Source organism: Duganella sp. AC237 (assembly GCF_979254035.1).
In genome coordinates, this window is sequence record NZ_CEEDEW010000003.1 from 4,689,177 (window position 1) to 4,701,454 (window position 12,278).

Annotated in this window: 8 protein-coding genes and 1 tRNA gene; all 9 read left to right on the forward strand. The window is 67.1% G+C overall.

The window, feature by feature from the left end; translation table 11 throughout:
• Positions 1-47: 47 nt before the first annotated feature.
• The 9 genes from AC0IYS_RS20830 to AC0IYS_RS20870 all read left to right on the forward strand — a co-directional run bounded on the left by AC0IYS_RS20830 (position 48) and on the right by AC0IYS_RS20870 (position 12,278).
• Positions 48-2,699 carry a diguanylate cyclase domain-containing protein gene (locus AC0IYS_RS20830; RefSeq protein ID WP_471706982.1) on the forward strand — a complete coding sequence of 884 codons (2,652 nt, stop codon included), beginning with the start codon at positions 48-50 and terminating at the stop codon, positions 2,697-2,699.
• A 105-nt stretch (positions 2,700-2,804) separates the two neighbouring features.
• Positions 2,805-4,043, forward strand: coding sequence for an exonuclease SbcCD subunit D C-terminal domain-containing protein (locus tag AC0IYS_RS20835; protein ID WP_471706983.1), 1,239 nt, complete (start codon positions 2,805-2,807; stop codon positions 4,041-4,043).
• Positions 4,040-7,891: an AAA family ATPase gene (locus AC0IYS_RS20840; protein ID WP_471706984.1), complete on the forward strand. Its 3,852-nt coding sequence runs from the start codon at positions 4,040-4,042 to the stop codon at positions 7,889-7,891. The genes AC0IYS_RS20835 and AC0IYS_RS20840 overlap by 4 nt, the downstream gene beginning before the upstream one ends.
• A 52-nt stretch (positions 7,892-7,943) precedes the next feature.
• Positions 7,944-8,528: a putative metalloprotease CJM1_0395 family protein gene (locus AC0IYS_RS20845; protein ID WP_471706985.1), complete on the forward strand. Its 585-nt coding sequence runs from the start codon at positions 7,944-7,946 to the stop codon at positions 8,526-8,528.
• A 54-nt stretch (positions 8,529-8,582) separates the two neighbouring features.
• Positions 8,583-8,792 carry a hypothetical protein gene (locus AC0IYS_RS20850; protein WP_008449977.1) on the forward strand — a complete coding sequence of 70 codons (210 nt, stop codon included), beginning with the start codon at positions 8,583-8,585 and terminating at the stop codon, positions 8,790-8,792.
• 67 nt (positions 8,793-8,859) lie between these two features.
• Positions 8,860-9,876, forward strand: coding sequence for a hypothetical protein (locus tag AC0IYS_RS20855; protein WP_471706986.1), 1,017 nt, complete (start codon positions 8,860-8,862; stop codon positions 9,874-9,876).
• Between the two features lie 129 nt (positions 9,877-10,005).
• Positions 10,006-11,175, forward strand: coding sequence for a methyltransferase (locus AC0IYS_RS20860; RefSeq protein ID WP_471706987.1), 1,170 nt, complete (start codon positions 10,006-10,008; stop codon positions 11,173-11,175).
• 61 nt (positions 11,176-11,236) lie between these two features.
• A tRNA-Met gene (locus AC0IYS_RS20865) sits at positions 11,237-11,313 on the forward strand.
• 164 nt (positions 11,314-11,477) lie between these two features.
• The gene (locus AC0IYS_RS20870) at positions 11,478-12,278 is read left to right on the forward strand and encodes an alpha/beta fold hydrolase (RefSeq protein WP_471706988.1); all 801 of its coding nucleotides are present in this window, start codon (positions 11,478-11,480) and stop codon (positions 12,276-12,278) included.

Genomic DNA, 12,278 nt, shown 5'->3' on the forward strand with positions numbered 1-12,278 from the left:
GTGCAGAATATCTACTCATGGCGCTCCGTCCCGCTACCGCTGACTCGATGACCGCACACACAGATAGCCCGACACCCGATTCGCTACCCACACCGCATCGTTCGATGCTGTTGCCGGCCTTTGCGCTGCTGGTGCTCGCGCTCATGTGGTCGGCGGTGCTGTACCAGGTGCGGCAGGAAAAGAAAAGCGCCCGCTTCGAGGCCGTGCTGCATAGTCAATCGCTGGCGCACACGCTGGCCGAACACGCCAACCATCTGCTGCGCCAGACCGACCACGCCACGCAGCTGTTCAAGCTCGAATTCGAGCAGTCGGGCGGCGCGCTGCGGCTGGCCGAATTCACCAACAATAACGGCATGCTCGATACCCTGATGCCGACCAAATTCAATCTGCCGTTCGCGCGCCTGGACGCCGCCGGCAAGGTGGTCGACAGCAGCAACGGCTATTTCGCGCCGGACCTGCGCGACCAGGCCTTCTTCAAGAGCCATGCCGCCAGCGCCGAGCAACGCGCGGTGGTCGCCACGCCGGTGGTCGAGGCGCGCACCAACAAGTGGCAAATCCAGATCTCGCGCCGCCTCGACGGGCCGGGCGGCCGGTTCGCCGGCGTGGTCCTGGCGCTGCTCGACCCGGCCGACCTGGTCGACGACTACGACCGCGTCAGCGTCGACAGCGGCGGCGCGGTGATCTTGCTCAGTCGCGAGAACGGCCTGGCCACCGCCCGCGTCGACGAGCAGCTGGTGATCGGCGACGCCATCGATTTTCGCGTGGTGCCGCGCAGCCCCACCCGCCCGGCCGACGAACTGGTGCTCAAGCGGCCGTTCGACGCCGTCGACCGCATCTACGGCTATGCCGAGATGCCGCGCTATCTGCTGATGGCGGCGGTGGGCAATCCGGTTCCCAGCGCGATGGCCGGTTTCGCCAAACGGCGCGCGCTGTACTTCGGCGCGGTGACGGTGGCGTCGCTGCTGGTGCTGGCCGTGGCCGGGCTGCTGATGCGCCAGGCGCGGCGCGTGCGCGACAGCGCGCGGCAGGTGGCCGAAGCCCAGCTGCTGCTGCGCGCCGCGGCCGACGCCAGCCTCGACGCGCTGTACCTGCTCAAGGCGCGGCGCGGGTCCGGCGGCGACATCACCGACTTCGTCATCGCCGACCTGAATGAATCGGCCGCCGCGCGGCTGGGCTACCATGGCCAGGAGATCAAGGGCAGGCCGCTGCGCGAGGTGGCCCCGCATCTGCACAGCGGCGGCGTGGTGGAGAAATTCAAGCAGGTGATGACCACCGGCCGGCCGCTGCAGGAGGAGGTCGAACGCGAAGAACCCGGCGCCGGACCGTCCGGCGAGCGCTGGTTGCACCGCCAGATTGTCGCGATCGACAACGGCGTGGCCGTGACCACGCGCGACATCACGCCGCACAAGGAGGCCGAGCTGGCGATGCGCAAGAACCAGGCGGAGCTGGCGGCCGTCAACGACGCCTCGCCCCTGGGCCTGATCCGCGCCGACGCCACCGGAAAATGCACCTACGTCAACCGCACCTTCGAATTCATCACCGGCCTGCGGCGCGACGAGGCGCTGGGCGACGCCTGGCTGAGCGCAGTCCATCCGGGCGACCGCCCGGTGCTCAAGGCGGCCTTGCGGCGCATGGTCAAAACGCGGCTGCCGCACCAGGACACGCTGCGCTGCATCCATCCGGACGGCATGATGATCTGGATCTCGTTCAAGGCCGCGCCGATGATCGTCGACGGCCAGGTGTACGGCTACGTGGGCACGGTCGACGACATCACCCACGTGCGCAAATCGGTCATGGCGCTGCGCGAGAGCGAGGCGCGGCTGCGCACCATCACCGATACGCTGCCGGCGATGGTGGCCTACATCGATTACGAGGAGGTGTACCGCTTCCATAACATCGCCTACGAACGGGAATTCAACCGGGGCGGCCTGGCGGTGCTGGGCAAGACCATCCGGCAGACCATGGGCGAGGAGCGCTACGCGGTGCTGGCGCCCTACATCCAGCGCGTGCTGGCCGGCGAGGCGCTGACGTTCGAGGAGGACGACAGCAGCGGCCCCGCCGAGCGCACCTTCGAAGTCGATTACATCCCGCAGCGCGACGAGGACAATGTCACGGTGATGGGGTTTCACGTCATGCGCCAGGACGTGACGGCGCAAAAGAACGAAAAACAGCGGCTGCTCAAACTGTCGCAGGTGGACGCGCTGACCGGTTTGACCAACCGCGCCGGCTTCCTGCAAAAGCTGAACGAGAGCATGGCGGCCAGCCGCGAAAGCGGCGGCATGATGGCGGTGATGTACATGGATATCGACCGTTTCAAGCCGGTCAACGACACCTTTGGCCACAGCGTCGGCGACGCCTTGCTGAAGATCTTCTCGGCGCGCCTGACCCACGCGATGCGCGCCAGCGACACCATCGCGCGGTTGGGCGGCGACGAGTTCACCGTCATCACGGAGCGCATCCACCGCGTCGAGGACGCCGCCGCGCTGGCCGCCAAGATCGTCGGCGTGATGCAGGCGCCGTTCGACTTGAGCGGGACGGTGGTGTCGGTGTCGGCCAGCATCGGACTTGCCTTTTACCAAGGCGAGGACATCACGCCGGCGGAATTGCTGAACCGCGCCGACATGCTGCTGTACGAGGCCAAGCAGGCCGGCCGCAACACCTTCCGCACGGACACGGCGCCGGCCGAAAAACCACTGTAAAAACCGCCGACTCATCATTTCTCAACTCGTGCCCGGCCGTCTTGCGCTATATTGTGCGCTTCCCGGCTGTTTTGCTGCTTTTTGCTGTTTCCACTACACATCTCCATGCGTCTGCTGCACACCTCCGACTGGCATCTCGGCCAATCCCTGCATAATTTCGAACGTCATTACGAACACCAGCGTTTCCTCGACTGGCTGCTCGACACCGTCGTCAGCGAACGCGCCGATGCGCTGCTGATCGCCGGCGACATCTTCGACAACGCCAATCCGTCGTCGGCGTCGCAAAAGCAGCTGTACCGCTTCCTGCAGCGGGCCAGGGAACGGGTGCCGCACCTGAACCTGATCGTCATCGCCGGCAACCACGACTCGCCGGGCCGCCTGGAGGCTCCCGGCCCGCTGCTGGAGGCGCACGGCACCCGCGTGGTCGGCGCCGTGCAGCGCGGCGCCGACGGCGCCATCGACATCGAATCGCTGGTGCTGCCGCTGACCGGCAGCGGCGGCGCGGTCGAGGCCTGGTGCCTGGCGGTGCCGTTCCTGCGTCCCGGCGACGTGCCAAGAATACCGGCCGCCCAAGACAACGAAGGCGCGGCCGATCCCTACCTGGCCGGCATCGCCCTGCTCTACAAACAGGCGCTGGAACTGGCATTGACCAAGCGCCGGGACGGCCAGGCGATCCTGGCGATGGGCCACTGCCACATGGTCGACGGCCAGATGTCCAACGACTCCGAACGCCGCATCGTCATCGGCGGCACAGAGATGCTGCCGGCGGGGATCTTCGACCCCGTCATCGCCTACGCGGCGCTGGGCCATCTCCATTTGGCGCAGGCGGTCGGCAAGCAGGATCACATCCGCTATTGCGGCAGCCCGATACCGCTGTCATTCGCGGAAGTCGGCTACAAGCACCAGATCCTGCGTATCGATATCGACGGCGCGGCGGTTGCCGGGATCACGGCTATCCACGTCCCGCGCGCGGTGGAGCTACTGCGCGTCCCGGCCAAACCGGCGCCGCTGGCGCAGGTGCTGGAGGAACTGGCGGCGCTGGATGTTGCGGACGCCCCGCCCGACCAGCAACCCTTCCTGGAGGTGCGCGTGCGGCTCGACGCGCCGGAACCCGGCCTGCGCTCGCGCATCGAAGCCGCGCTGGAAGGCAAGCCGGTAAGGCTGGCGAAGATCGAAACGTCCAGCGCCGCGCGCGCGTCGTCCATCGACAGCGACGTGATGACGCTCGACCAGCTGGAGCAGCTCAAGCCGGACGACATCTTCCGCCAGCTTTATCAGCAGCGCTTCGGCAACGACGCCCCGTCCGAACAACTGAGCGCGTTCGCGGAGTTGATGCTGCCATGAGAATCCTGAAAATCGGCGGCAAGAACCTGGCCTCGCTGGCCGGTGAATTCGGCGTGGACTTCGAAAGCGAACCGCTGGCATCCACCGGCCTGTTCGCCATCAGCGGCCCGACCGGCGCCGGCAAAAGCACGCTGCTCGACGCGCTTTGCCTGGCCTTGTACGACGCCACGCCGCGCCTGCTCAAGGTCGCGGGCCGCAACTACCTCACCGACGTCGGCGCCGAAACCGTCTCCACGCAGGACACCCGCACCCTGCTGCGCCGGGGCACCGCCGAAGGCTATGCGGAAGTCGATTTCGTCGGCAACGATGGCGCCTCCTACCGCGCGCGCTGGAGCGTGCGGCGTTCGCGCACCAAGGCCGAAGGCGCGTTGCAGCCGACCGTGATGTCCTTGCTCCTGCTGCCGGCGCTGCAACCGGTCGGCGGCACCAAGACCGAAGTGAAGGCGGAGATCGAAAAGCGCATCGGCCTGTCGTTCGAGCAGTTCACCCGCGCCGTGCTGCTGGCGCAGAACGAGTTTTCGGCCTTCCTCAAGTCCGAGGACAACGAGCGCGGCGAGCTGCTGGAGACCCTGACCGGCAGCACCATCTACACCGAAATATCGATGCGCGCGTTCGAACGCGCCAAGGTGGAGCAACTGGCGCTGCAAAAACTGAACGCGCGCCTGGCCGACCAGAAGCCGCTTAGCGCCGAGCAGCGTGGCGAGATCGAGGCGCAGGGCCTCGCCGCCGCCGAAGCGTTGCAAGGGCTGGAGCAGCGCAAGGCGGAGCTGGAACAGGAACTGCGCTGGCACAAGCAGGCGGAAAAACTGAAGGAAGACGAACTGGCCGCGCAGCAGGCCAGCGAGTTGGCCGCCGCCGACATGCAGGCGTCCGCGCCCCGGCGCAGCGCCCTCGCCCGCATCCTTGCCGTGCAGCCGGCCCGCCCTCTGGCCGACGACATCCGCCGCATCGACGCCGACATCGCCGCCACCCAGGCCGCCATCGCCGCCAGCACCCAGGCTGCCGCCGAGGCAGCGTTGGAGCTGGAACGCGCCGACGCCGCGCAAACGCAGGCCGCCACGCAACTGCTGGAAGCGGAGAACGCACAACGCGCCGCCGCCCCGCTGCTCGACCAGGCCAAGGCGCTGGACGCGCGCATCGAAGCGATGCTGCCGGCCTATCGCCAGGCGTCCGCCGCGTGCGAAAAGGCCGATCAAGCCGATGCCGTCGCCAAATCGGCGATGCAGTCCAAGCAGGACGAGCGCGTGCGCCTGGACGCGCAGCAAGCGGCCGGCGTCACCTGGCTGGGCCAGCACAAACAATGGAAAACCCTGGCGCAATCGTGGGAGCGCTGGGACGTGCTGTTTGTGCAGGCCGGCCAGGCCGCGTCGCAGGCGGAAAAACTCAGCAACGCGGTCGCCCGCGTGCAGCGCAACGCCAAGGCCCACCGCGACGAAGAGGCCGACGCCAGCGCCAAGCTGGCGACCTCGAACGCCGTGCTGCAAACGCTGGAGGCCCGACGCCAGGACGCCGCGCAGGCGCTGGCCGCGTTCTCCGCCGAGCAGTTGCAAGCGACGCGCAGCGGCTGGGAGCAGCGCCGCGACCTGCTGGCCGGCGCCGAAAAAATATGGATAGAGCTGGAAGCCCGCCAGCAGCGCGGCGCGCAGATCTCGGCGCAGTCGGCGCAACTGCGGCAGGCGATGGAGGCGGCCGAACAGCAACTGGCGACGGCGCAGCAGGAAAACATCGCCACCCTCGGCGCCTTCTCGCAGGCCGAGCGCTCGCTGAAGCTGGCGGAGGCCGCGTGCGCGGAGAACGTCGAATCGCTGCGGGCGTCGCTGGAAGACGACACGCCCTGCCCGGTGTGCGGCGCGCACGAACACCCTTACCGCCATAACGACGGACCGCTGCAAGCGATGCTTGGCGGGCTGCAGGAGGAAGTCACCCGCTGCCGCCGGCAGATGGAAGCCAACGTCAATCGGCAGGCCGCCCAACGCGCGACCGTGCAGGCCAGCCTGGATCAGCTGCAAGTGCTGACGACCGAAGGCCGTGGCGTGCAGCAGGCACTGGAAAAAATACGCGCGGCGTGGAGCGCGCACGCGCTGGTCGCAGCCGCCGGCGCCTCGCCGTCGGAGCTGCCGGCGGAATCCGAGCGCACCGACTGGTTCACGTCCGAACTGGAGGCTGCCCGCACGGCCCTGCAAGCGGCCGAGCGGCAGGAACGCGCGCTGCACGCCGCCCGCAATGCCCGCGACCAGGCGCAATCGGCCTGGGATGTGGCGTCGGCGGAGCACGCGCGTCTGCAAGGTGTGGCGTCAAGCGCGCAGACCGCGCTCGCACTGGCCAATACAGAATACAAGGCGCTCGAAGACCAGCGCATCGAAGTCGCGCTGACACTGAGCGCGCTGCTGTCGGACCTGGACGCAGCCTTCAGCGGCGGCGACATCCCAAGCGACGAATGGAAGGACGACTGGAAAACCGGGCCCGCCCGCTTCCACGCGGCGCGCCAGGCTGAAAGCAAACAATGGCTGGCGCAGCGCGCCGCGTACGATGAGCGCAGTGCCGTCATGGCCACCATCGACGTCGAGCTGAAAGGCTTGAACGATGCCCTGGCCAAGACCGGCCAAGACGCGCTCGGCGCCCGCGAAGCCTGGAACGTCGCCGACGCCGCGCTGCGCGCCATGCAGGAGCAGCGCATGGCGCTATGGGGCGGCAAGCAAGTGCGCGAAGTCGAACAGACGCTCCTCACCGCCATCGACGGCGCCAGGTCGCAGCTGTCCAGCCGCCAGCAGGCCGTCCAGCAGGCCACGCAAACCAGAACAAGGTTGGACGAGGCGCTGGCGCAAGCCGGCCATCGTCTTGCCGCGTTGCGCGGCGCCGCCACGGCAGCCGCCAGGAATCTGGAAGACTGGCTGGCGGGATTCCAGCAGCGCCAGCCCGCCGACGACGAACATCATCTGCGCGATCTCGACCAGCTGCACGCCCTGCTCGCCAACACCGCCGACGACATCGACGCCCGGCGCGACGCGCTGCAAGCCATCGACCGCGCCGCCGACAACGCCGTCACCGTTTTGAAGGAACGTCAACGCCAGCGCGAACAGCACCAGTTGTCGGCGCCGCCAACCCGCATGCCCAAGACGGTGACGACGGAAGACGAAACGCCCGATCCGGCCGATATTCCCGACCTCCCGGACTCGCCGGTCGCCGCCCTTGCCTCAGCCCTCAATGAACTGATGGCCGAACGCAAAGCCGCCCACGACGCCGCAACCGCGCTGCAACTGGCGCTGGCGCAGGACGACGCCAAGCGCCGGCAATCGCAGGCGATGCTGGCGGAGATCGAACAACAGGAAGCGATCGAACAACGCTGGTCGCGCATGAGCGATTTGATCGGCTCGGCCGACGGCAAGAAGTTCCGCAACTACGCGCAGCAGTTCACGCTGGACGTCCTTCTTGGCTACGCCAACGCCCACCTGAACCACCTCGCGCGGCGCTATCAACTGGAACGCATCAACAATCCGGCAAGCCCGTCGCTGGCGCTGCTGGTGCGCGACCAGGACATGGGCGGCGAAATGCGCTCCGTGCATTCGCTATCGGGCGGCGAATCGTTCCTGGTGTCGCTGGCGCTGGCCCTGGGACTGGCCTCGCTGTCGTCGAACCGGGTGCGGGTCGAATCGCTGTTCATCGACGAAGGCTTCGGCAGCCTGGATGCGGAAACGCTGCGCGTCGCCATGGATGCGCTGGACGGCTTGCAGGCCATGGGCCGCAAGGTCGGCGTCATCTCCCACGTGCAGGAGATGACGGAGCGGATCGCCACCAAGATCCTGGTGCAGCCGTCCGCCGGCGGCCGCAGCACCATCACGGTGATGTGAGGGTCGCGCCACAATTTGCTATTATTAGTGCTCCAGTTCGGAAGCGACTTTCATGAGCATCGGCGCCATAACCAGTTCCGCGATCCAGCCGCCCGAGCGCGCAGCGCCCCGGTCGCGGGAGGATGCGTCCGCGCCGGTCGATTCCAGGACCGCCGCCACCGGTGGCGCCTCCACCACCACGCTGACACCCGAAGCACTGAAACTGATCGACGAGCTCAAAGCGCGCGACGCCGAGGTGCGCCAGCACGAGCAGGCGCATTTGGCGGCGGCCGGCGGCATGGCCGTTTCCGGCGCGTCCTATACCTATCAGCGCGGCCCGAATGGCGTCAACTACGCTATCGGCGGCGAAGTGCAGATCGACACCTCGCCCGGCGGCACGCCCGAGGAAACCATCGCCCGCGCGGCGACCATCCAGGCGGCGGCGCTGGCGCCGGCCGGCCCGTCCGGCCCGGACCGCGCCGTGGCCGCCCAGGCGCAGCAAATGGAAACCCAGGCCCGCGCGGAACTGGCGCAGCAGCAGTCACAGGAGGCGACAGGCGCTACCGGGCAACAAACGCAATCAACCGCATCGGAGCGCATGCGCCGCGCCTACGGCGCCGAACCGGTGTCTCAGCCCGCGCTGAATGTCTATGCATAAGAGCCGCAGGCGAGTGATAAAATCCGGCCTTCGCCTCCCGCTTCCGGATCAATCATGTTAAAAGCACCACGCACCCTCACCTTCAAATGCGCCAAGTGCGCCAAGGCGGTACAAGTCCGCCTGCAGAAAGTCTCGGCCTGTTCGCACATCCAGCCTTACCTGGGCATTTGCGCCTGCGGCGAGGTAAAACACCACGCCATCGGCCAAAAAGACGCGGTCGCGTCCTACCTCGCGGCGCCTGAAGGCTGGACCCACCACCACTAATATGAGGTCGGCCCTCAAGTTTTCCGGCGGACGACCGTTATATAAGTATTACTAAACGGAAACTGCCATGTCCACTCTCTCCGCACTCGGCGCCCGTGCTTTGCCGGCGTCCTACACTGCCGCCACGCCGCAAAACGACGGCAAGACCACCGGCACGCCCGCCACGCAAAAGAGCAACAGCGCAGCGTCCTCGCCGCTTTCCCTGTCCAGCAACGCGCTGGACATGCAAAAACGTGTCGCCTCGGTCGGCACCGCCACCGTCGATTTCGCCGAAGACCTGATGAACAGCTTCACGCAGGCCCTGTTCGGCGACGACGCCAAAGGCGCCACCATCGACTTCGACTCGGCCAGCCTGGACGCCTCGTCCAGCTACGCGCTCGGCGTGCAGCAAAGCTCGGGCCCCAACGGCACCCGCTCGCTGGCCGCCTTCAGCTTGAACGACAGCGCGCACTTCATCGGCAAGGGCACGATCACCACCGCCGACGGCCGCAAGTTCGACTTCGAGGTCGAAGTCAAATACGAGTACCAGCTCGACGCCGCCGCCAGCCAGACCACCGGCGGCAACGCGCCCAAGGCCGACAAGATTGGCAACAACGCCAGCGAGCGTGCCAACGACCGCGCCGGCGACAAGGCCGGCAACAAGCCGCAAACGGTCGACCTGCCGAGCGTCCAGCTGCCGAACATCGACTTCGCCGGCACCCTGGCGGACCTGTTCCAGCTGATCGGCCGCGATCTGCAATCGGCGCTGTCCACCACCGGCGACGACGGTAGCCAAAACGGCGACGCCGTTGACCGCAACGCGCTGCGCAGCCTCTCGCTGCGGCTGCTCAATCTGGTCGACAGCAAGGAGGCCAGCACCAACACCTACACCGCGCCGACCCCGGCCGACCAGGCCAAATCGGCCGCCGCGTATGGCGGCCAGGCCGGCGCCGCCGACAAGGTGACCGGCGGCCCGTCCGGCGCCGTCGATCCGGCGGTTGAAGCGGCCAAACCGGCCGCCTTGGCCGCAGCCGATGCCGACTCCGCGCCGCCCGCCACCGTCGCCGCCGATGACGGCAAAGGCGCCGGCACCGCCGCCAGCTGACCGCCAAGTATAATAAGCGCCTCGACACATGGAAACGCCGCAGGGATGATACGCATCCCCGGCGTTTTTTGTGCTTGTTTTTTTCTCATCATTACATCCGCCTAGCCGCTTCTTTACCGATTGCCTGACATGCCCGTACAAACTCCCTCCTCCCCGATTCCGCAGCAGATACACTGGGAGGAAAACGGCGTGCAGTGCTCCGCGCGCTGGCGCTCCGAGGCCGGCATGCCACCGCCCAAGCGCGTGATGATCGCCGACGACCGCACCAACGCCGATGTCGCCTACCGCCTGGCCTGCGAAGGCACCGCCCTGCTGTGGCGCGGCGACTTCCAGAACGCCCGCCAACTGCTGCAAGCGCTGGCCCGCCGCGCCGACGTCAAAGGCAAACCGTCCAAAAAAGCCAAGCCGGCCAAGGCTCCGGCCACGCCGACCGAAGCGTTCCACCTTCACCGCCAGGCGCAATCGCAGCGCGCCCGCACCCTGGCCATGCTGCTGATCCCCTTCGACGCCGGCTACACCATCCCGCTGCGCCGCGCGCCGGATGTGCAACTGGCCTGCAACGAAGCCTACGGCCGCTTCGAAGAACCGTTCATCGCCTCGCTGCGCGAGCTGCTTGGCCTGATCGGCGCCCACGAATGGCGCCGCACCGGCGTCGAGATTCCTGCGCTGGACGCACGCATCCACCCGCACTACGGCGTGTTCTCGCCGGTGCGCGGCGAATACGTCGAGCTGGTGGCCAATACGCCGCTGCCGGCCGGCGTCAAGCTGGCTTATGACATCGGCGCCGGCACCGGCGTGCTGTCGGCGGTGCTGGCCAAGCGCGGCGTCGCCCGCGTGATCGGCACCGACCAGGACCCGCGCGCGCTCAGCTGCGCGCGCGAAAACCTCGCGCGCCTCGATCTGGACGGCCAGGTCGAACTGCTGCAAACGGACCTGTTCCCCGAAGGCCGCGCGCCGCTGGTGGTGTGCAACCCACCGTGGGTGCCTGCGCGGCCGAGCTCGCCTATCGAATACGCCGTCTACGATCCGGACAGCCGCATGCTGCGCGGTTTCCTGGCCGGCCTGACCGACCACCTGACGCCGGGCGGCGAAGGCTGGCTGATCCTCTCCGACCTGGCCGAGCACCTGGGCCTGCGTCCGCGCGAGGAGCTGATGGCGTGGATCGCCGCCGCCGGCCTCAAGGTGCTCGACCGTCACGACGTGCGCCCGACGCATCCGCGCGCGGCCGACACGACCGATCCGCTGCACGCCGCGCGCGCCGCCGAGGTGACGTCGCTGTGGCGTCTCGCCGCCGCATAAGCCGGAGAAAATATTGGCCCTTGCGGATCGAGTCAGGCCTGTGTATAATTTGGGCCTCAGACGCGGGGTGGAGCAGTCTGGCAGCTCGTCGGGCTCATAACCCGAAGGTCACAGGTTCAAATCCTGTCCCCGCAACCAGATTCAAAAAGCCGTTGATTCTTGTAAAGGAATCAACGGCTTTTCCGTTTTCAGCATCGACCCGCGCGCCACGACTATCTCGTCGCTAGCCTTGCGCGTTTGATGATATCCTTGCCACTCTTGAGCTTGCCAAAGCGACATCAATGTCCTGGACAAAAAATTCTATGCAGCTGAAAACCCGCAACAATATCAACGTCCATGGCGATGGCGACGCGACCATGGTGTTGGTCCACGGTTTCGGTTGCGACCAAAGCATGTGGCGCCATCTGGTGCCAGCCTTCCAGGACCAGTACAAGCTGGTGTTATTCGATCTGGTCGGCAGCGGCGGCTCGGACCTGTCGGCCTACGACAAAACCAAATATTCCACCCTGCAAGGCTACGCCGACGACCTGCTGGAGATCGTCGACCACTATGCGACCGGGCCGGTGGTCTTCGTCGGGCACTCGGTTAGCGCCATGATCGGCCTGCTCGCCTCCAACGTGGCGGCGTCCAAGTTCGCCGCGCAAATCATGGTGGGCCCGTCGGCGTGCTACATCGACGACGAGCACTATCGCGGCGGTTTCTCGCGCGCGGACATCGACGACCTGCTCGACACGATGGAGAGCAATTACCTCGGCTGGTCGAGCAACATGGCCCCGGCCATCATGGGCGCGCCCGAGACGCCGGAACTGGGCGTGGAACTGACCAACAGCTTTTGCCGCACCGATCCGGACATCGCCAAGCACTTCGCGCGCGTCACCTTCCTGTCGGACCACCGCGCCGACCTGGCCAAGTCGACCACCCCTACCCTGATCCTGCAATGCACCGACGACCTGATCGCCCCGAAGGAAGTGGGCGATTTCATCCACCGCGCCATTCGCGGCAGCCAGTTGGCGATGATCGAGAACGTCGGGCACTGCCCGCACCTGAGCGCGCCCGCCGCCAGTATCGACGCCATGCGCGCCTATCTGGCCGGGCTGCGCTGA